Here is a 21,234-nt window from a genome sequence, read left to right as displayed (position 1 = left end):
GTGATGCTCCCGTGCACATTCCGTTGAAAAACAACCCGCGGCCTTCAAACCAGGTGGATGAGGCATAATCTGCCGCCACCACTGGATTGCATCGGGCCAATGGGCTAAAAGATGCCCTGCGCGAAAAAGAGTTCAGAAGTGTGCTGCATTTTCCTGAACAACGCCCGAACAACAATAGTCGCTCCCTAAATTTTGGCTGACCGGCGCATATTCACTGCCGTTTAGGCCTTTGAGAAAACTATTCATGAAGAAGCTGTGTTTGCTGGGCCTGTTCGTCAGTCTGGCCAGTCATACCGTACTGGCCGCCACGACCCCCGCACCCCTGGAGAACAAGGACGCCTTCATCAGCAACCTGATGAAGCAAATGACCCTCGATGAAAAAATCGGCCAATTGCGCCTGATCAGCATCGGCCCGGAAATGCCTCGGGAGCTGATCCGCAAGGAAATTGCAGCCGGCAACATTGGTGGCACGTTCAACTCGATCACCCGCCCGGAAAACCGTCCGATGCAGGACGCGGCCATGCGCAGCCGGTTGAAGATCCCGATGTTCTTCGCCTATGACGTGATTCACGGCCACCGCACGATTTTCCCGATCCCGATTGCCCTGGCTTCGAGCTGGGACATGGACGCTATCGGGCGCTCCGGGCGCATCGCCGCCAAGGAAGCCGCTGCCGACAGCCTCGACATCACGTTCGCGCCGATGGTCGATATCTCTCGCGACCCACGCTGGGGCAGGACTTCCGAAGGTTTCGGTGAAGACACCTATCTGGTCTCGCGCATTGCCGGCGTGATGGTCAAGGCCTTCCAGGGTCAGGGCGCCAACGCGGCCGACAGCATCATGGCCAGCGTCAAGCACTTCGCCTTGTATGGCGCGGTCGAGGGCGGTCGCGACTACAACGTCGTCGACATGAGCCCGGTCAAGATGTACCAGGACTACCTGCCGCCGTACCGCGCCGCGATTGATGCCGGCGCTGGCGGGGTGATGGTTGCGCTGAACTCGATCAACGGCGTGCCGGCCACCGCCAACACCTGGCTGATGAACGACCTGTTGCGCAAGGAATGGGGCTTCAAAGGCCTGGCGGTCAGCGACCACGGGGCGATTTTCGAGCTGATCAAGCACGGTGTCGCGGCGGACGGTCGTGAAGCGGCGAAGCTGGCGATCAAGGCCGGCATCGACATGAGCATGAACGACACCCTCTACGGCAAAGAGCTGCCGGGATTGTTGAAGTCGGGCGACATCGAACAGAAAGACATCGACAACGCCGTGCGTGAAGTGCTGGCCGCCAAGTACGACATGGGCCTGTTCAAGGACCCGTACCTGCGTATCGGCAAGGCTGAAGATGACCCGGCCGACACCTATGCCGAAAACCGTTTGCACCGCCCGGAGGCCCGCGACGTTGCGCGCCGCAGCCTGGTGTTGCTGAAAAACCAGAATGAAACCCTGCCGCTGAAGAAAACCGCGAAAATCGCTCTGGTCGGTCCGTTGGCTAAAGCGCCAATCGACATGATGGGTAGCTGGGCCGCTGCCGGCAAACCGGCACAATCGGTGACCCTGTTCGACGGCATGAACGCCGCCGTGGCCGACAAAGCCACGCTGATCTACGCCCGTGGCGCCAACATCACCAGCGACAAGAAAGTCCTCGATTACCTCAACTTCCTGAACTTCGATGCGCCGGAAGTGGTGGACGATCCGCGTTCGGCCCAGGTGCTGATCGACGAAGCGGTGAAAGCCGCCAAGGATGCAGATGTGGTGGTGGCAGCGGTCGGCGAATCCCGTGGCATGTCCCACGAATCGTCGAGCCGTACTGACCTGAACATCCCGGCCAATCAGCGCGAGTTGATCAAGGCGTTGAAAGCGACTGGCAAACCGCTGGTGCTGGTGTTGATGAACGGCCGTCCGCTGTCGATTCTCGAAGAGAAAGATCAGGCTGACGCGATTCTGGAAACCTGGTTCAGCGGCACCGAAGGCGGCAACGCCATCGCTGACGTGCTGTTCGGCGACTACAACCCATCGGGCAAATTGCCGATCACCTTCCCGCGTTCGGTGGGGCAGATTCCGACCTACTACAACCACCTGAGCATTGGGCGGCCGTTCACGCCGGGTAAACCGGGCAACTACACCTCGCAGTATTTCGACGACACCACCGGACCGCTGTTCCCGTTCGGTTTCGGCCTGAGCTACACCACGTTCAGCGTGGACGACATGGCGCTGTCGTCGACCACCCTGAACAAAACCGGCAAGCTCGACGCCAGCGTCATGGTGAAAAACACCGGCCAGCGTGATGGCGAAACCGTGGTGCAGTTGTACATCCAGGACGTCACCGGCTCGATGATCCGCCCGGTCAAGGAACTGAAGAACTTCCAGAAAGTCATGCTCAAGGCCGGCGAACAGAAAGTCGTGCACTTCACCATTACCGAGGACGACCTGAAGTTCTACAACGCCCAACTCAAATACGCCGCAGAGCCAGGCAAGTTCAACGTACAGATCGGCCTGGACTCCCAGGACGTGACGCAGCAGAGCTTCGAATTGCTGTAACGCCGTTGATCGTTCCCACGCTCTGCGTGGGAATGCCTCTGGGGACGCTCCGCGTCCAGTGACGCGGAGCGTCACGGGCTGCATTCCCACGCCAGAGCGTGGGAACGATCAATCCCCCTTTGTAGGAGCGAGGCTTGCCCGCGAAGAGGCCATCACATTCAACATCGTCGTCGAATGTTAATCCGCCTTCGCGAGCAGGCTCGCTCCCACAGTTGTTTCGGGTTGCCATCAGATTTTGTGCCCAACACAAATCCCCTGTAGGAGCGAGGCTTGCCCGCGAAGAGGCCATCACATTCAACATCTCTGTTGACTGTTATGCCGCCATCGCGAGCAAGCTCGCTCCCACAGTTGTTTCGGGTTGCCATCAGATTTTGTGCCCGACGCAAATCCCCTGTAGGAGCGAGGCTTGCCCGCGAATGCGGTGTGTCATTCAAAATTGATGTCGACTGACACACCGTCTTCGCGGGCAAGCCTCGCTCCTACAGGGGTCGTCGGTGTTATCGATTAGCCCCGGCGATCCAGCAGGTTCACCACTAACCGATCCACCCATCCCCACACCCGCTGCTTGACCCGCCGCCACAATGGCCGGCGTTGCCACTCCTCCAGGCTGACTTCCTGGCTCAGGGCAAAGTCCTTTTCGAAACTCGCCACCACCGCCTCCGTCAATCCGCGGTCCAGCGCTTCCAGGTTGGCTTCCAGATTGAAGCGCAAATTCCAGTGGTCGAAGTTGCACGAGCCGATGCTCACCCAATCGTCCACCAGGACCATTTTCAGGTGCAGGAAACACGGCTGGTATTCGAAGATTTTCACCCCGGCCTTGAGCAGTCGCGGGTAGTAGCGATGGCCGGCGTAACGCACCGACGGGTGATCGGTGCGCGGACCGGTCAGCAGCAGACGCACGTCGATGCCACGTGCGGCGGCCTTGCGCAAGGAGCGGCGGACTTTCCAGGTCGGCAGGAAATACGGCGTGGCCAGCCAGATGCGTTGCTGCCCGCTGTTCAAGGCACGGAATAACGATTGCAGGATGTCCCGGTGCTGGCGGGCGTCGGCATAGGCCACCCGGCCCATGCCCTCACCCATGGACGGCACGCGGGGCAAACGTGGCAAGCCGAAGTGCGAGGCGGGTTTCCAGGCGCGGCGGTGGCGGTTGGCAATCCATTGGCGGTCGAACAGCAATTGCCAGTCAAGCACCAGAGGGCCGCTGATTTCGACCATCACTTCGTGCCATTCGCTGGTGTCTTCGCCCGGCGTCCAGAACTCATCCGTGACGCCTGTGCCGCCGACCACCGCCAGGCTCTGGTCCACTAACAACAGCTTGCGGTGATCGCGATAGAAATTGCCGACCCAACGCCGCCAGCTCAAGCGATTGTAGAAACGCAGCTCCACACCCGCCGCCATCAAGCGTTGGCGCAGGTTCAGCGTGAACGCCAGGCTGCCATAGTCATCGAACAGGCAGCGCACCCGCACACCGCGTTCGGCGGCTTGCACCAACGCCTGGACCATCGCCTCGGCGCAGGCCCCCGCCTCCACCAGATACAGCTCCAGTTCGACCTGTTCTTCAGCCCGGGCAATCGCCACCAACATGCGCGGGAAGAACTGCGGGCCATCGATCAGCAATTCAAAGCGATTGCCTTCACGCCACGGAAATACGGCGCCGGCCATGTCAGCGCGCCGTGAAAATCAGCACCGCACTCACCGGCACCGACAGACTGATGGCCGACAAACCGGCGACCTTGCGCAAACCTTCCAGCCCCGGGGCCAGGTCAAAATCTTCAGCGTTGATCACCAGCGGCTCCAGGGTCACCACCTGAAAGCGCCGGTCATCGAGACGGGTCGCCAGCAGTTCGGCGCTGTATTCGTGTTGTTTGCCGTGAAGGTTGACGGTCAGCGGCAAACGCAATTCCAGTTGGGCGCCGGGGGCCAGGTCGTTGATCGGGCGCAGGTCGATCTGCGCGGTGATCACGGCATCAGGGAAGGTCTGGATCTCGAACAGGTCCTTGCGCATCCGCTCGTCACGCAGCGGGATGCCGCTGTTCACCGAATCCATCTCGACTTCCACCTGCGCCAGCCCCTTGGGATCGACCTTGCCGTGCAGCACCAGAAAGCGCTGCACTTCGGAAATATTGGCGTTTTTGGTGCTGATGAACGACAGCCGCGACGACTCGCCATCGAGATACCAATCGGCGTGGGCCGACAGCGTGGCACCGGTCAGAAGCAGGAAGGCGAGGGTTTTGCAGAGGGAGCGGTTGAACATAAAGACCCGTGGGGCAGATAAACCTGAGCGAACCTTAACCGGGCGTGGCCCTGTTGCAAACCGAAACCGGTAGGAGCAAGGCTTGCCCGCGATAGCGATCTCAGGGATGCCATCGCGGGCAAGCCTTGCTCCTACAAAAAATACGATCGTCTCAGGGTTGCAGGCGACAGCCCTGGCGTTCGCCGATCCACTGCGCGCTGTTGCTGCGGCCCATGCCACTGACCGTCACATGTTTGGCAGCGTCATCATCGGTAAACCCGCTGAAGGGCAACCACTGCTTCACGTAGCCCCGGCAGTACCCGACGTCATTGTTCATCACATACCGGCACGAGCAATATTCCTTGGCGGTGTAGGCACTGATGATGTCCGGGAACGCCCAGAGCGCCACCCGCTCCTGCCAGATCCAGCCGAGCAGCAAAACCAGCAGTAATAAAAAGACGCTGGAGAACGGACGACGGCGAACAAAAAGGCTCATGGCTGCACCTTCCCGGCAAACGCCTTGAGCGCGAACTTGAGCAATTCGTTGTGCCGGTAGCTGCCGTCGCGATCATCGCCATACCGCACGATCACCAGGTTTTCGCTGGGGATCACGTACAGCGCCTGCCCCCAATGGCCCAGCGCCGCAAAGGTGTCGGCAGGCGCATCGGGCCAAGGTTGTGCCGCGCCGTCCACTGCGCGATTGAGCCACCACTGGCCACCCGGCACGGCCTCGTCCTGATGGGCGCGATAACCGGCGAAGGGCTCGCGGTTGAAGGCGACCCAGTCCTTGGGCAGCAATTGCCGATCACCCCAACGACCGTCTCGCGCCATCAACAGCCCAATCCGCGCCAGGTCCCGGGCGGTGAGGTAGGCATAGGATGAGGCGACAAACGCCCCGGTGGCGTCGGTTTCCCAGACGGCATGACGAATCCCCAGCGGCTCGAACAATGCAGTCCACGGATAGTCGGGATAACGGCTCGGGCCGACGATGTTTTTCAGCGCTGCCGAGAGCAGGTTGCTGTCGCCGCTGGAATAGCGAAACGCCTGGCCCGGCGCAGCGTATTCATCGTGCCCGGCGGTGAACGCTGCCATGTTCGAGTGGCCACGGGTGTAGAGCATGGCCACCACCGAGGATTTCAGCGGCGCGTATTCGTAGTCTTCCTGCCAGTCCAGGCCGGACGCCCAGTGCAGCAGGTCGGCCAGGGTGATCGCCGGGTGGTTTTCCAGCGCCGGGTAAAACTTCACCGCTGGGTCCTGCAAGGTGAACAGGCCTTCGCCATAGGCCACGCCGAGCACCGCCGCCATCAGGCTTTTGCTGATGGACCAGGTCAGGTGCGGCGTGTCAGCGGTGGTTGGGCCGGCGTAGCGTTCGTAGATCAGTTGACCGTCGCGGATCACCAGCAAGGCGTCAGTGCGGATGCCTGTTCGGGTGGTGTCATCGCGGGGTGGGAAGGCGTAGGTTTCCAGAGCTTCGAGGGCCGCGCCGGTGACTTTCGGGCCGGGCGACCATTGTTCAGCGGGCCAGTATTCGGCGTGGGCCGTTTGGCTGAGCAGGAGGATAAAAAGCAGGGACAAGCCTTTGAACATGGTGGGGGCTCGGGGGATGGACATGCTGAGGTTAGTTGAGGATGGTTACAGTTTTGGATTGGCGTCGGCCATGATGACGCCTTCGCGGGCAAGCCTCGCTCCTACAGGTTCCGCGCGATCCCTGTAGGAGCGAGGCTTGCCCGCGAAGAGGCCCGTCAGCCGGACAAAGATCCCGCCAACGCCTTGGCCAACCGCTTCCCCCGCGCCCCCGCCGCGAGGTCCATCACCGCTTGATCCCGCTGCCACATCGCCGCCCACAACGGCGGCCCTTCAGCCAAGGCCTGATTCACCTCTGCCTTGAGCCCCTCAAACTGCGCAAACAACCCACCCAACAACACATGCCCGGCCAGGTTGCCCGGCGCCTGGCGACTGGCTTCTGCACACCCGGCCAGCAGCGCCAGCAACCGCAATTGCAGGCCTTGCGGCCAGTCGCTGTCCTGAGCGACGCCATACAACCAAGCGGTCATGGCGCTCAACACATAGACGTCTTCCAGAGTACGGAACGGTTTGACATAAGCATCCCAGCCATCCCCGGCCAGCAATTCGCAGAAGGCATTGTCGAGAAATACCCGGCCATGGCTGATGTCCGGCATCAACGCGATGGCAGGGAGTTTTTCCAGGCGCACACCCGGCTCACCGGGATACACCACCGCGAGGCTCAGTCGCGGATTTTCCCCAAGCTCTTCGCTGCGGGCGGCGATCAGCAGCCAGTCGGCGGCATCGCCGGCGGTGACGAAATCCTTGCGCCCATTCAAGCGCAGGCCCTTGAGGCGGGTCTGCATGTCCGCCGGACGCAGGCTGCGTTGTTCGGTCGCGCACAAGGCGCCGAGGCTCTGCGGCGCGCTCGGCCACAGCACGCGTAACGCCGCTTGATAACCCACCAGAAACGCCAGCCCCGGCGTCGCCATCAAACGTGCGCCGGCCACCGCCAGTTCGAACGGCGTGACCGTGCCCAACTGATGCAACAAGGTCGCAAAACCTTCGGCCAGGTCCGCGTTGGCGGGCAGGCGTTCGCGGCGATTGAGCAGGGTTTGCCAGGGCATTAGAGGCTCCTTGTGGGCTGTCATATAAGCATCACCAAAGCTTCATGGCGATGACACCGGGGCTACATAGCCTGACTTTGCACAACACGGCTGCATAAAGAAAGTCGATCGGCTGCAACCCACGACGGGTGCCCGGCCCGTACGGAGATTCACAATGACTCAGATCGCCCGCATCAGCGACACCGGCAATGAACGCCGCCTGCAAGCCGAACGCCTGATCGGCAGCGAGGCTTTGCAGGAAGCCCAGGCCCTGCGCTTCAACGTGTTCAGCGGCGAATTCAACGCCAAGCTGAAAGGCGCGGAACGCGGCCTGGACATGGATGACTATGATGTTCACTGCGCCCACATCGGCGTACGTGACTTGAACAGCGGCCGTTTGGTAGCCACCACCCGTTTGCTCGACCACACCGCCGCGAGCAGCCTGGGCAAGTTCTACAGCGAAGAAGAATTCAGCTTGCACGGCCTGGTTTCTCTTAAAGGCCCGATCCTGGAAATCGGTCGCACCTGCGTCGACCCGGCCTACCGCAGCGGCGGCACCATCGCCGTGCTTTGGGGTGAACTGGCCGAAGTCCTCAATCAGGGCGGCTACAGCTATTTGATGGGTTGCGCGAGCATTCCGATGCAGGACGGCGGGATTCAGGCCCACGCCATCATGCAGCGCCTGCGCGAACGCTACTTGTGCACCGAACACCTGCGGGCCGAGCCGAAAAAACCGCTGCCTGTGTTAGATCTGCCGTCCAACGTGATTGCGGAAATGCCGCCACTGCTCAAGGCCTATATGCGCCTGGGCGCGAAGATCTGTGGCGAGCCGTGCTGGGACGAGGACTTCCAGGTCGCCGACGTGTTCATCCTGCTCAAACGCGACGAACTCTGCCCGCGTTACGCCAAACACTTCAAGGCGGCCATGTAATGAGCCGCCTTCGGGTGTACGCGCGAATTGCGCGAGTGCTGTTTGTGGTGGCGTTGGGCTTAACCATGGCCAGCGTGTTCGGTTTGTTCGAACGTGCCGGGATTGCCCATTCGATGGTCCGTCGCCAGCGCTGGTCGCGGTTTTTCATGGCGCGGTTGAGCAACGCCCTGCCCTTTCGCGTAACGGTTCATGGCGAGCTGCCAAAGACGCCGATGCTGTGGGTCAGCAACCACGTGTCCTGGACCGACATCCCGCTGCTGGGCATGATCACGCCGCTGTCGTTCCTGTCCAAGGCCGAAGTGCGCACCTGGCCGGTGGCCGGTTGGTTGGCGGCCAAGGCTGGCAGTTTGTTTATCCGTCGCGGCTCGGGCGACAGCCAGTTGATCCGCAAACAGATGACTCGCCATCTGGAGCAACAACACCCGTTGTTGATGTTCCCGGAAGGCACCACCACCGATGGCCGTTCGTTGCGTACGTTCCACGGTCGCCTGTTGTCAGCGGCGATTGATGCGCAAGTGCCGATGCAACCGGTGGCGATCCGGTATCTGCGCGATGGGGAAATCGATTCGCTGGCGCCGTTTATTGGCGATGATGATTTGCTCTCGCACCTGATGCGTTTGTTTGCCAATGATCGGGGCGAGGTGGAGATTCACGTACTCAAGCCGATTGCGTGCGAAGGTCGCGAGCGTGCAGCGCTGGCGTTCGAGGCGCAGCAGGCGGTGCAGAGGGCGTTGTTTGGTGAAGTGGCGAAACCGGCAGAACCACGACGTGCCGGCGAACTCATCGCCGCCTGATCCCGTTTTCTGTAGGAGCAAAGCTTGCTCGCGATGAACGATAACGCGGTCACCAGATCAACCGCGGTGACCCAATCGCGAGCAAGCTTTGCTCCTACAGGGATGTGAGTCAGCGGTTTTGGGCGAAATCCTGCAGCTGTGGATAGAACAGCCGGAAGTCATCACTCAACGGCTCATACAACACCCGCAACTCCTGCATCGCCCCGGCCAGTTCCTCAGGCTTGGTCAACCGCCGGGAAATCCCCCGCAGCACCTGCGCCAGCACCTCGAAATCCTCATAAGAGCCCAACCAGTCATTGGCCACCATGTGCGGCGCGATTTGCGCCAGGCGCTCCGGCAACTGCGGCTCGCTGGACAGCACCCGGTAAACGTCCGAGGTGAACTGCGCCAGCGGCTGATCCGAGTAGAGCGTCCAATCCCGGGCCAGACAGTGATCGAAAAACACATCGAGGACAATCCCGGCATAACGCCGACGGGTGATGGAAAACCGTGACAACGCGACGTCTACCAACGGATGGCGGTCGGTAAAGACGTCGATGCTGCGATGCAGCTGGATGGCCGCTTCGATCTCCGGGTCGAACTGCCCTTGCAGCCGTCCCTTGACGAAATCGCCATACAGACTGCCGAGCCATTGACCGGGGCGCTGGCCACCGAGGTGCAGATGTGCGAGATAATTCATGTCGCGCAGCTTAGCACTGCCCATCCGTATCGTTACACCCTACGTATCGTTATAACCCGATATACCGATTTACACGGTCGTCAGACCAAAATCATATTGGTATATCGTGATAGACCGATTTAAAGTTCGCCCCATCGCGATATAGCGTTTTACTCATCACGAGCCCAAACCATGACCATCGACCTCGACGAAATAATAAAAGCCCTGGCACACCCAGTACGCCGAGACATCCTCATCTGGCTGAAAGACCCCAAGGTCCAGTTCCCGGAACAGATCCACAACCACGAATACGGCATTTGCGCCGGGCAGATCGATCAACGCTGCGGCCTGTCGCAGTCGACGGTGTCCGCGCATTTGGCGACGTTGCAACGTGCGGGTCTGATCAGCAGCCAGAAAGCCGGTCAATGGCACTTCTTCAAACGCAACGAGGACGTGATCCAGGCGGCCCTCGACGCCATCGTCAAAGAGCTCAGCGCTCCGACAAGGAATTAACAATGCCCCTCTCGCTACTCATTCTGGCCCTGAGCGCCTTCGCCATCGGCACCACCGAGTTCGTCATCATGGGCCTGCTGCCCGATGTGGCAGCCGATCTTGGTGTGTCGATCCCGGGCGCCGGTTGGCTGGTGACCGGTTACGCCCTGGGCGTGGCCATCGGTGCGCCGTTCATGGCACTGGCCACCGCCCGACTCCCGCGCAAGGCCGCTCTGGTAGCGTTGATGGGAATTTTCATCATCGGCAACCTGCTGTGCGCCCTGGCCAGTGACTACAACGTGTTGATGTTCGCCCGTGTGGTCACCGCCCTGTGCCACGGTGCGTTCTTCGGCATCGGTTCAGTGGTGGCGGCAGGCCTGGTGCCGGCCAACAAACGTGCTTCGGCGGTGGCTTTGATGTTCACCGGCCTGACCCTGGCCAACGTCCTCGGCGTACCGCTGGGCACGGCGCTCGGCCAACAATACGGCTGGCGTTCGACCTTCTGGGCGGTGACCGTGATCGGCGTGATCGCACTGATCGGTCTGATCCGCTTCCTGCCGGCCAAGCGCGACGAAGAAAAACTCGACATGCGCGCCGAACTGCGCGCCCTCAAAGGTGCCGGGATCTGGCTGTCACTGAGCATGACTGCGTTGTTCGCTGCATCGGTCTTCACCTTGTTCACCTATGTAGCACCGCTGCTGGGCGAAGTCACCGGTGTCTCGCCACGGGGCGTGACCTGGACCCTGATGCTCATCGGCCTCGGCCTGACCGTCGGCAACATCATCGGCGGCAAGCTGGCTGACAAAGGCATGGCGGCGACGCTGATCGGTGTGTTCATCACCATGGCCGTGGTGTCCACCGTGCTGACCTGGACCAGCGTGGCCGTGATCCCGACCGAAATCACCCTGTTCCTCTGGGCCACCGCGTGCTTCGCCGCCGTCCCGGCCCTGCAAGTGAACGTGGTGACCTTCGGCAAAGCGGCACCCAACCTGGTGTCGACCCTGAATATCGGCGCGTTCAACGTCGGCAACGCACTCGGAGCCTGGGTTGGCGGCAGCGTCATCGCCCATGGTTTCGGCCTGACCAGCGTGCCCCTCGCGGCCGCCGCACTGGCGGTACTCGCCCTGCTGGTGACCCTGATTACTTTCCGTCAGAGCGGCGATCCCGAACTGGCCCCTGCCACTACTCATTGATCTTCAAAAGAGAGCTATTTCATGACGACTATTTTCGATCCGATCAAACTGGGCGACCTCGAGTTGGCCAACCGCATCATCATGGCGCCGCTGACCCGCTGCCGCGCCGACGAAGGCCGTGTGCCGAACGCGCTGATGGCCGAATACTACGTACAACGTGCCTCGGCCGGCCTGATCCTCAGCGAGGCCACCTCGGTCACGCCAATGGGCGTCGGCTACCCGGACACCCCGGGCATCTGGTCCAACGACCAAGTGCGTGGCTGGGCCAACGTGACCAAAGCGGTCCACGCTGCCGGCGGCAAGATTGTCCTGCAACTGTGGCACGTCGGCCGGGTTTCCCACCCGTCGTACCTGAACGGCGAAGCACCGGTCGCACCGAGCGCCATCCAGCCTAAGGGTCACGTCAGCCTGGTTCGTCCATTGGCCGACTACCCGACGCCGCGCGCGCTGGAAATCGCTGAAATTGCAGACGTCGTCGACGCTTACCGCGTTGGCGCGGAAAACGCCAAGGCTGCCGGTTTTGACGGCGTGGAAATCCACGGTGCCAACGGCTACCTGCTCGACCAGTTCCTGCAAAGCAGCACCAACCAGCGCACCGATAACTACGGCGGCTCCCTGGAAAACCGTGCGCGTCTGCTGCTGGAAGTGACGGACGCCGCCATTGAAGTCTGGGGCGCCGGCCGTGTCGGCGTGCACTTGGCACCACGGGCCGATTCCCATGACATGGGCGACGACAACCTGTCCGAGACCTTCACCTATGTGGCTCGTGAATTGGGCAAGCGTGGCATCGCGTTCATTTGCTCCCGCGAGAAAGAAGCCGGCGACAGCCTGGGTCCACAGTTGAAAGCAGCCTTTGGCGGCCCGTACATCGCCAACGAACGCTTCACCAAGGACAGCGCCAACCAGTGGCTGGCCACCGGCAAAGCTGATGCGGTCGCGTTTGGTGTGCCGTTCATTGCCAACCCGGATTTGCCGGCGCGCTTGAAAGCCGATGCACCGCTGAATGAAGCGCGTCCAGAACTGTTCTACGCCAAGGGTCCGGTCGGTTATATCGACTACCCGACGCTGTAAGGATGTCCGTTGGCGCAAACCCTGCGTCAGCCGTCATGAAAAAGCCCCGACTCGAAAGAGCCGGGGCTTTTTTTTACTGTTTGTCACAGGTATTCACAGTACGGACACAAAATCCCTACAAAATACGTAGCTCGCTACCTATCAACCTGCTACTAGTCCGTATATAAAAGCACTTCAAGACAAGAAGTCTGCTTGAGCCCGCGTGCCGAGTTGACACAACCGGGCCCAATTCCGCATTTTGTTTCATTTGCGCAGGCTGGGGCTCAGGCGCAGCATATCTAGCCCCGTATCGACCCAGCGCTCGGCTTCGATGTGCAGCTCAAAGCTGTCCGGGGCCAGCAGCCACTGGTACAGGATGCCGTCGATGTAAGCATGCAGGCTGATCGCCGCGCGAGCCGTGTCGAGATCGGCCGGCAACTGGCCGCGATTCACGGCATTGGTCAGGGCCAGGGCAATTCGCACATTACAGTCCAGACTCACCGCCCGGCGCTGCTGGCGCAGGTCACACATTTCATCGGTGAATTCGCACTTATGAAACAGAATCTCGTTGATGCGTCGGGTTTTCGGGTCCAGGGCAACTTGATGAAACAAATGAGTCAGCAACTTGCGCATGCAGCCCAGCGGATCGAGTTCGTGCTCGCTCTCGCTGGCCTTGGCCATTTCATCCAGTGGTTCATGCAGGGTATCGAGCATCGCCTGCACCAGGTCCGCCTTGTTGCTGAAATGCCAGTAGATAGCCCCGCGAGTGACGCCAGCCAGGGTGGCGATGTCCGACAGCGTCGTGCGCGCTACGCCCCGTTCATAAAAGGCTTTTTCTGCCGCTTCGAGTATCTGGCTACGGGTTTCTTGAGCTTCCTCTTTGGTACGACGGACCATGGCAGTACAACCTCAATCAGGATGCTTCAGCGATGTCTGAACAAGCGCTGAATAAAAGTGGGGCGAACGCTCTTGGGAATCGTCCCCGGCCTACAATTCAAACCTTTGAACGGCGTTTGTAACGGTGTGGGTACGCAGCCAAGGTATTTACAAACAACCATGAACGTAAGTATATTCCTTAGCAAGCTACTTATCCACTCAGCGCACATTTTTTACCCTTCCACATTTCTTGTGCGCATTTTGCGCGCCTGACCCGAGGATTTTCATGCAATTCAAGCCAGCTGTTACCGCTCTGGTCACTGCCGTCGCCCTCGCATCGCTGCTCAGCGGATGTAAAAAGGAAGAGGCACCTCCTGCCGCTCCCGCCCCTCAGGTCGGCGTCGTTACCCTGCAACCTCAAGCCTTTACCCTGACATCCGAACTTCCAGGCCGTACCAGTGCGTACCGCATCGCCGAAGTTCGCCCACAGGTCAACGGCATCATTCTCAAGCGTCTGTTCAAGGAAGGTGGCGACGTCAAGGCTGGCCAGCAGCTCTATCAGATCGATCCGTCGGTCTATGAGGCCACCCTGAAAAGCGCCGAAGCCAACCTGCAACAGACCAAGTCGATCTCCGATCGCTATAAGCAATTGGTCAACGAGCAAGCCGTCAGCCGTCAGGAATACGACACCGCCACGGCCAATCGCTTGCAGTCGGAAGCAACCCTGCAATCGGCCCAGATCAACGTGCGCTACACCAAGGTCTACGCACCGATCACCGGTCGTATCGGCCGTTCGTCGGTGACCGAAGGTGCACTGGTCACCAGCGGCCAGACCGACGCGATGGCGGTCATTCAGCAGTTGGACCCGATCTACGTCGACGTGACCCAGTCTTCGGTCGAGCTGCTTGAGCTGCGCCGCGAGCTGGAAAGCGGTCGCCTGCAAAAGGCTGGCGACAACTCGGCCGCGGTCAAGCTGACCCTGGAAGACGGCAGCCAGTACAAGCAGGACGGCAAACTGGAGTTCTCCGAAGTCTCGGTTGACCAGACCACCGGTTCCGTCACTTTGCGCGCCGTGTTTCCTAACCCTGATCACACCCTGCTGCCGGGCATGTTCGTTCACGCCCAGCTGCAATCCGGCGTGAACAGCGCAGCGATCCTGGCGCCGCAACAAGGCGTGACCCGCGACCTCAAAGGCACCCCGACCGCACTGGTCGTCGGTCCGGACAACAAAGTCGAGCTGCGTCAGCTCAAGGCCAGCCGCACCGTCGGTAGCCAATGGCTGATCGAAGATGGTCTCAAGGCGGGCGATCGCCTGATCACCGAAGGGCTGCAATTCGTCAAGCCTGGCGTTGAAGTCAAGGCCACGGAAGCAACCAACGTTAGCAAGAACCCGGCCCCCGCTCAGACAGCTGACAAGGCTTACAGCGGCAAAGGGGAGTAAACCATGTCGAAATTTTTTATCGACCGTCCGATTTTCGCCTGGGTAATTGCCCTGGTGATCATGCTGGTCGGGGCTCTATCGATCCTCAAACTGCCGATCAACCAGTACCCGAGCATTGCGCCTCCGGCCATTGCGATTCAGGTGACCTACCCAGGCGCGTCCGCACAAACCGTGCAGGACACCGTGGTGCAGGTCATCGAGCAACAGCTCAACGGTATCGATAACCTGCGTTATGTGTCGTCGGAAAGTAACTCCGACGGCAGCATGACCATTACCGCCACCTTCGAGCAGGGCACCAACTCCGACACCGCGCAGGTTCAGGTCCAGAACAAACTGAACCTGGCCACCCCACTGCTGCCGCAAGAAGTGCAGCAACAGGGGATCCGCGTGACCAAGGCAGTGAAAAACTTCCTGCTGGTGATCGGCGTGGTGTCCCAAGACGGCAGCATGTCCAAGGACGACTTGTCCAACTACATCGTGTCGAACATGCAGGACCCGATCTCCCGCACCGCCGGTGTCGGTGACTTCCAGGTCTTCGGTGCCCAGTACGCGATGCGGATCTGGATCGACCCGGCCAAGTTGAACAACTACAACCTGACCCCGGCCGATGTCAGTGCCGCGATCTCGGCACAGAACGTTCAGATCTCCTCCGGTCAACTGGGCGGTTTGCCTGCGTTGCCTGGCCAGCAATTGAACGCCACGATCATCGGCAAGACCCGCCTGCAAACTGCCGAGCAGTTCAAGGCGATCCTGCTGAAGGTCAACAAGGATGGTTCGCAAGTACGTATCGGTGATGTCGCCGATGTCGGCCTGGGGGGTGAAAACTCCAGCATCGCGGCGCAGTTCAACGGCAAGCCGGCTTCCGGTCTGGCGGTGAAACTGGCCAACGGCGCCAACGCCCTCGATACCGCCAAGGCCCTGCGTAAAACCATCGACGACCTGAAACCGTTCTTCCCGCAAGGGATGGAAGTGGTATTCCCGTACGACACCACGCCAGTGGTGACCGAGTCGATCAAGGGTGTGGTTGAAACCCTGGTCGAAGCGATCGTGCTGGTGTTCCTGGTGATGTTCCTGTTCCTGCAAAACTTCCGCGCTACCATCATCACCACGATGACCGTGCCCGTAGTATTGCTGGGTACATTCGGGATCCTCGCGGCGTTCGGCTTCAGCATCAACACCCTGACCATGTTCGGTATGGTGTTGGCCATCGGCTTGCTGGTGGACGATGCCATCGTCGTGGTGGAAAACGTCGAGCGGGTGATGAGCGAGGAAGGCCTGTCGCCCAAGGAGGCCACCAAGAAATCCATGGGGCAGATCCAGGGCGCACTGGTCGGTATTGCGCTGGTGCTGTCGGCGGTACTGCTGCCGATGGCGTTCTTCAGCGGCTCCACCGGTGTGATCTACAAACAGTTCTCGATCACCATCGTCTCGGCCATGGCCCTGTCGGTATTGGTTGCCCTGATCTTCACCCCGGCGCTGTGCGCCACCATGCTCAAGGCGATTCCGAAAGGCGAGCACGGCACACCGAAACGCGGCTTCTTCGGCTGGTTCAACCGCAACTTCGACCGTGGTCTCAGAAGCTACGAGCGCGGTGTCGGCAACATGCTCAAGCACAAGATCCCGTACCTGCTGGCGTACCTGCTGATCATCGTTGGCATGATCTGGCTGTTCACCCGCATTCCGACCGCGTTCCTGCCGGAAGAAGACCAGGGCGTACTGTTCGCCCAGGTGCAAACCCCGGCCGGTTCCAGTGCCGAACGCACGCAAGTGGTGATCGACGAGATGCGTTCCTACCTGCTGGAGAAAGAGTCCGGCGCGGTAGCCTCGGTGTTTACCGTGAACGGCTTCAACTTCGCCGGTCGTGGTCAGAGTTCCGGTCTGGCGTTCATCATGCTCAAGCCTTGGGCCGCACGTGACGCCAGCAACAGCGTGTTTGCCCTGGCAGGCCGCGCCCAGCAGCACTTCTTTACCTTCCGCGATGCGATGGTGTTTGCCTTCGCACCGCCGGCGGTACTGGAATTGGGTAACGCCACCGGTTTCGACGTGTTCCTGCAGGACCGCGCCGGTATCGGTCACGATAAGTTGATGGCTGCGCGTAACCAGTTCCTCGGCATGGCGGCACAGAGCAAGGTGCTGTATCAGGTGCGTCCGAACGGCCTGAACGACGAACCGCAGTACCAGCTGGAAATCGACGACGAGAAAGCCAGTGCCCTGGGCCTGACCCTCTCCGACATCAACAGCACGCTGTCGATCTCCTTCGGTAGTAGCTACGTGAACGACTTTATCGACCGTGGTCGGGTGAAGAAGGTTTACGTACAAGGCCAGCCTGGCTCGCGGATGAGCCCGGAAGACCTGAAGAAATGGTATGTGCGCAACAGCGCGGGCACCATGGTGCCGTTCTCCGCCTTCGCCAAGGGTGAGTGGGTGTACGGTTCGCCGAAACTGGCCCGTTACAACGGCGTGGAAGCGATGGAAATCCTCGGGGCTCCGGCGCCGGGCTACTCCACCGGTGAAGCGATGGCCGAAGTCGAAGCCATTGCCAAGAAACTGCCGGCGGGCGTGGGTATTTCCTGGACCGGTCTGTCGTATGAGGAACGCTTGTCCGGTTCCCAGGCGCCAGCGCTGTACGCCCTGTCGCTGCTGATGGTGTTCCTGTGTCTGGCGGCCTTGTATGAAAGCTGGTCGATTCCGATCGCGGTCATGTTGGTGGTGCCGCTGGGGATCATCGGTGCGCTGATGGCCACCAGCCTGCGGGGTCTGTCCAACGACGTGTACTTCCAGGTGGGCCTGTTGACGACCATCGGTCTGGCATCGAAAAACGCCATTCTGATCGTCGAGTTCGCCAAGGCACTGCACGAGCAAGGCAAGTCCCTGCGCGAGGCGGCCATCGAGGCCTGCCGCATGCGTCTGCGACCGATCATCATGACGTCCCTGGCCTTCGTGCTCGGTGTGGTGCCACTGGCGATCTCCACCGGCGCCGGTTCGGGTAGCCAGCATGCGATTGGCACCGGGGTAATTGGCGGTATGATCACCGCCACGATCCTGGCGATCTTCTGGGTCCCACTGTTCTTCGTCACCGTGTCGTCCATCGGCCAGCGCAATAAAGCTGACGAGGAAGACGCCAATGAAACTCCTAAAGAGGCTGGCCAATGAGCAAGTCGCTACTCTCCCTAGCTGTTGCCGCTTTCGTGCTCGGTGGCTGCTCGCTGATTCCTGACTATCAGCAGCCTGCGGCACCCGTGGCAGGCCAGTTCCCGCAAGGCCCGGCGTATTCGCCGGCCCAAGCGCCGACCCAGGCCGCCGCCGAACAAGGCTGGAAGCAGTTTTTCCATGACCCGGCGTTGCAACAGATGATCCAGGTTGCCCTGGAAAACAACCGCGACCTGCGTGTCGCGGCCCTGAACATCGACGCCTTCGCAGCTCAGTACCGCATCCAGCGTGCCGATCTGTACCCGGCCATCTCGGCCAATGGCACCGGCAGCCGTCAGCGGGTCCCGGCCCGGGCCTCGCAGACCGGCGAAGCGGGGATCACCAGTTCCTACTCGGCCACTGTCGGCATCAGCGCTTATGAACTCGACCTGTTCGGTCGGGTTCGCAGCCTGAGCGAAGAAGCCCTGCAGAAGTACTTCGCCACCGAAGAAGCACGGCGCAGCACCCAGATCAGCCTGGTGGCCAGTGTGGCCAATGCCTACCTGACCTGGCAGGCCGACAAGGAACTGCTGAAACTGACCCAGGACACCCTCGGTGCGTTCGAGGAGAGCTACAAGCTCACCTCGCGCAGCAACGAAGTCGGTGTCGCTTCGGCCCTGGACCTGGCGCAGTCGCGGACCTCGGTGGAAAACGCCCGGGCGCAACTGGCCAGGTACACCCGTCAGGTCGCCCAGGATGAAAACAGCCTGGTGCTGCTGCTCGGCACCGGCGTTCCGGCCAACCTGCAAGCGGCCAAGCCACTGTCTGACGATCTGCTGAGCGACGTACCGCCCGGCCTGCCGTCGGACTTGCTGCAACGTCGTCCGGACATCCTTCAGGCCGAATACAACCTGAAGGCCGCCAACGCCAACATCGGCGCGGCACGAGCGGCGTTCTTCCCGAGCATCAGCCTGACCGCCAATGCCGGGACCCTGAGCCCGGACCTGTCCGGTCTGTTCAAGGGCGGATCGGGGACCTGGCTGTTCTCGCCGCAGATCAACCTGCCGATCTTCAACGCCGGCAGCCTGCGCGCCAGCCTGGATTACTCGAAAATCCAGAAAGACATCGGCGTGGCGAACTACGAGAAGTCCATTCAAACGGCCTTCCAGGAAGTCGCCGACGGCCTGGCCGCCCGCCAGACCTACACCGAGCAGTTGCAAGCCCAACGTGATTTCGTCGCCGCCAACCAGGACTACTACCGTCTGGCCGAGCGTCGCTACCGCATTGGTGTCGACAGCAACCTGACCTTCCTCGACGCCCAACGTCAGTTATTCAGCGCCCAACAGACGCTGATCACCGACCGTCTGGCGCAGTTGAACAGCGCCGTCAACCTGTACAAAGCGCTGGGTGGTGGCTGGAACGAACAAACGGCGAAGAACGAGCCGTTGAAAGAAGAAGCGCCGAAGTTGAAGTTGTTCTGATAGCGCTTTGAAATACAAGAAGCCCACCGCATTGGTGGGCTTTTTGTTGGCTGCGGGAAAGGTGCTTTGACTGGACTGGCGCCTTCGCGAGCAGGCTCGCTCCCACAATTGATCGAGTTTCTGCAGGATGAACGCGGTCAACTGTGGGAGCGAGCCTGCTCGCGAAGAGGCCTGTACATTCACCACAAACCTTGGCCAATCTTACGTTCGATAATCGCCCAAAACCCGCTCCCGCCGATTGAATCCCCCCGCCCATCCCCCGCACCATTCGCCCCACAAAACCAATAACAACAGGTTCGACACCATGCCCCCACGCCCCGCCCTGTCCGGCTGATCTCGCCCGTTCCTCCCTGTGTTTCAACCTTGTGTCTGCACCTTCCCAGGTTGCGGCAGCGTCCCGTTTCACCCCTAACAATTAGAGAGACCCGAGCCATGAAGCCTTCCACCGTGCAGTACCTGTTTCCCAGCCTCATCGCCGCCGCGCTGGCCGGCAACGCCCTGCCCGCCGCCGCCGAGGAATCGGGTTTTGTCGAAGGGGCCAAGGTCAACCTCAACTTGCGCAACTTCTACATCAACCGCAACTTCACCAACCCGACCAAAGCCCAGGGCAAGGCTGAGGAATGGACGCAAAGCTTCATTCTCGACGCCAAGTCCGGTTTCACCCAGGGGACGGTCGGGTTCGGCATGGACGTGTTGGGGTTGTACTCGGTGAAACTCGACGGCGGCAAAGGCACCGGCGGTACGCAGCTGCTGCCGTTGGATCACGACGGGCGCCCGGCGGATAACTTTGGCCGCACCAACGTGGCGTTCAAGGCCAAGTTGTCCCAGACCGAAGTGAAGGTCGGCGAGTGGATGCCGGTGCTGCCGATCCTGCGTTCGGATGACGGCCGCTCCCTGCCGCAGACCTTCCGTGGAGGGCAGATCACCTCGAAGGAAATCGACGGCCTGACGCTCTACGGCGGCCAGTTCCGCGCCAACAGCCCACGGGACGACAGCAGCATGAGCGACATGTCGATGGTCGGCAAAGCGGCGTTCACCTCGGACCGTTTCAACTTTCAGGGCGGCGAATATGTGTTCAACGACAAACACACACAGATCGGCCTGTGGAACGCCGAACTCAAGGACATCTACAGCCAGCAATTTGTGAACCTGATCCACACGCAGCCTATCGGCGACTGGACCCTTGGCGCCAACCTCGGCTTCTTCTACGGCAAGGATGATGGCAGCGCCCGGGCCGGCGAGCTGGACAACAAGACCTGGTCGGGCATGTTCTCGGCCAAATACGGCGGTAATACCTTCTACGTCGGCCTGCAAAAGCTCACTGGCGACAGCGCCTGGATGCGCGTCAACGGCACCAGCGGCGGCACCCTGGCCAACGACAGTTACAACAACAGCTACGACAACGCCCAGGAACGCTCCTGGCAACTGCGCCACGACTACAACTTCGTCGCCCTCGGCATCCCCGGCCTGACCCTGATGAACCGCTACATCAGCGGCGACAACGTGCACACCGGCGCCATTACCAACGGCAAGGAATGGGGCCGCGAGAGCGAACTGGGCTACACCGTGCAAAGCGGCACGCTCAAGGACCTGAACTTCAAATGGCGCAACTCGACCATGCGCCGAGACTTCAGCAACAACGAGTTCGATGAGAACCGCTTGATCGTCAGCTATCCGATCAGTTTGTTGTAACGCACAGCCTAAATGTGGGAGCGAGCTTGCTCGCGATGGCGTCGTATCAGTCGATATCTATGTTGACTGACACACTGCTATCGCGAGCAAGCTCGCTCCCACAAGGGTTATCCATCGCT

17 protein-coding genes are annotated in these 21,234 nt (G+C 60.7%); 10 read left to right on the top strand and 7 right to left on the bottom strand.

Translation table 11 applies throughout. The features are described 5' to 3' along the window. Positions 1 to 244 precede the first annotated feature (244 nt). Positions 245 to 2,536 carry a beta-glucosidase BglX gene (gene bglX / locus BK667_RS07035; RefSeq protein WP_123507474.1) on the top strand — a complete coding sequence of 764 codons (2,292 nt, stop codon included), beginning with the start codon at positions 245 to 247 and terminating at the stop codon, positions 2,534 to 2,536. A gap of 504 nt (positions 2,537 to 3,040) precedes the next feature. On the opposite strand, the gene BK667_RS07030 is transcribed toward bglX, so the two are convergent. The 5 genes from BK667_RS07030 to BK667_RS07005 all read right to left on the bottom strand — a co-directional run bounded on the left by BK667_RS07030 (position 3,041) and on the right by BK667_RS07005 (position 7,399). After that, positions 3,041 to 4,198, bottom strand: a complete 1,158-nt coding sequence (locus BK667_RS07030; protein ID WP_123597163.1) for a phospholipase D-like domain-containing protein — start codon at positions 4,196 to 4,198, stop codon at positions 3,041 to 3,043. A 1-nt stretch (position 4,199) separates the two neighbouring features. Further along, positions 4,200 to 4,790 carry a YceI family protein gene (locus BK667_RS07025; RefSeq protein ID WP_123597162.1) on the bottom strand — a complete coding sequence of 197 codons (591 nt, stop codon included), beginning with the start codon at positions 4,788 to 4,790 and terminating at the stop codon, positions 4,200 to 4,202. 151 nt (positions 4,791 to 4,941) lie between these two features. Continuing rightward, positions 4,942 to 5,265: an amidase gene (locus BK667_RS07020; RefSeq protein ID WP_123597161.1), complete on the bottom strand. Its 324-nt coding sequence runs from the start codon at positions 5,263 to 5,265 to the stop codon at positions 4,942 to 4,944. Next, entirely contained in the window at positions 5,262 to 6,356 is a 1,095-nt protein-coding gene (locus BK667_RS07015) for a serine hydrolase domain-containing protein (protein WP_123597160.1), read from the bottom strand. The genes BK667_RS07020 and BK667_RS07015 overlap by 4 nt, the downstream gene beginning before the upstream one ends. Positions 6,357 to 6,511: 155 nt before the next feature. Then, positions 6,512 to 7,399 carry an acyl-CoA dehydrogenase middle domain-containing protein gene (locus BK667_RS07005; protein ID WP_123597158.1) on the bottom strand — a complete coding sequence of 296 codons (888 nt, stop codon included), beginning with the start codon at positions 7,397 to 7,399 and terminating at the stop codon, positions 6,512 to 6,514. A 154-nt stretch (positions 7,400 to 7,553) separates the two neighbouring features. Between BK667_RS07005 and olsB the strand changes: the two genes are divergently transcribed. Continuing rightward, on the top strand, positions 7,554 to 8,309 hold the full coding sequence (gene olsB / locus BK667_RS07000; RefSeq protein ID WP_123597157.1) for an L-ornithine N(alpha)-acyltransferase: 756 nt from the start codon (positions 7,554 to 7,556) through the stop codon (positions 8,307 to 8,309). Beyond that, entirely contained in the window at positions 8,309 to 9,103 is a 795-nt protein-coding gene (locus BK667_RS06995; RefSeq protein WP_123507458.1) for a lysophospholipid acyltransferase family protein, read from the top strand. The genes olsB and BK667_RS06995 overlap by 1 nt, the downstream gene beginning before the upstream one ends. A 109-nt stretch (positions 9,104 to 9,212) precedes the next feature. On the opposite strand, the gene BK667_RS06990 is transcribed toward BK667_RS06995, so the two are convergent. Beyond that, a complete protein-coding gene (locus tag BK667_RS06990; protein WP_123597232.1) occupies positions 9,213 to 9,782 on the bottom strand; it encodes an acyl carrier protein phosphodiesterase in 570 nt (189 codons plus the stop codon). 171 nt (positions 9,783 to 9,953) lie between these two features. Between BK667_RS06990 and BK667_RS06985 the strand changes: the two genes are divergently transcribed. Genes BK667_RS06985 through BK667_RS06975 form a run of 3 tightly spaced genes read left to right on the top strand, consistent with a single transcriptional unit; the run spans position 9,954 to position 12,517 of the window. Further along, on the top strand, positions 9,954 to 10,274 hold the full coding sequence (locus BK667_RS06985; RefSeq protein WP_123507456.1) for an ArsR/SmtB family transcription factor: 321 nt from the start codon (positions 9,954 to 9,956) through the stop codon (positions 10,272 to 10,274). 2 nt (positions 10,275 to 10,276) lie between these two features. Beyond that, a complete protein-coding gene (locus BK667_RS06980) occupies positions 10,277 to 11,446 on the top strand; it encodes an MFS transporter (RefSeq protein ID WP_123597156.1) in 1,170 nt (389 codons plus the stop codon). A gap of 21 nt (positions 11,447 to 11,467) precedes the next feature. Further along, the gene (locus BK667_RS06975) at positions 11,468 to 12,517 is read left to right on the top strand and encodes an alkene reductase (RefSeq protein WP_123507452.1); all 1,050 of its coding nucleotides are present in this window, start codon (positions 11,468 to 11,470) and stop codon (positions 12,515 to 12,517) included. A 243-nt stretch (positions 12,518 to 12,760) separates the two neighbouring features. On the opposite strand, the gene emhR is transcribed toward BK667_RS06975, so the two are convergent. Next, positions 12,761 to 13,393 (bottom strand): efflux system transcriptional repressor EmhR, encoded by a 633-nt coding sequence (gene emhR / locus BK667_RS06970; RefSeq protein WP_123597155.1) that lies wholly within the window; start codon positions 13,391 to 13,393, stop codon positions 12,761 to 12,763. A gap of 265 nt (positions 13,394 to 13,658) precedes the next feature. Between emhR and emhA the strand changes: the two genes are divergently transcribed. The 4 genes from emhA to BK667_RS06945 all read left to right on the top strand — a co-directional run bounded on the left by emhA (position 13,659) and on the right by BK667_RS06945 (position 21,115). Beyond that, positions 13,659 to 14,813 carry an efflux RND transporter periplasmic adaptor subunit EmhA gene (gene emhA, locus BK667_RS06965; protein WP_123597154.1) on the top strand — a complete coding sequence of 385 codons (1,155 nt, stop codon included), beginning with the start codon at positions 13,659 to 13,661 and terminating at the stop codon, positions 14,811 to 14,813. A gap of 3 nt (positions 14,814 to 14,816) precedes the next feature. Continuing rightward, the gene (gene emhB, locus BK667_RS06960) at positions 14,817 to 17,966 is read left to right on the top strand and encodes an efflux RND transporter permease subunit EmhB (RefSeq protein WP_123507446.1); all 3,150 of its coding nucleotides are present in this window, start codon (positions 14,817 to 14,819) and stop codon (positions 17,964 to 17,966) included. Then, positions 17,963 to 19,423, top strand: a complete 1,461-nt coding sequence (gene emhC / locus BK667_RS06955; protein WP_123597153.1) for an efflux RND transporter outer membrane subunit EmhC — start codon at positions 17,963 to 17,965, stop codon at positions 19,421 to 19,423. Before emhB ends, emhC begins: the two co-directional genes overlap by 4 nt. Before the next feature lie 432 nt (positions 19,424 to 19,855). Further along, positions 19,856 to 21,115, top strand: a complete 1,260-nt coding sequence (locus BK667_RS06945; protein ID WP_123597151.1) for an OprD family porin — start codon at positions 19,856 to 19,858, stop codon at positions 21,113 to 21,115. The last annotated feature ends 119 nt before the right edge of the window (positions 21,116 to 21,234 follow it).

The sequence above is a fragment of the Pseudomonas frederiksbergensis genome, from assembly GCF_003732705.1.
GTDB classification, from domain to species: Bacteria; Pseudomonadota; Gammaproteobacteria; order Pseudomonadales; family Pseudomonadaceae; genus Aquipseudomonas; species Aquipseudomonas frederiksbergensis_F.
The sequence above is the reverse complement of the archived record's forward strand: the minus strand, read 5'-3'. Positions and strand labels throughout refer to the sequence as shown.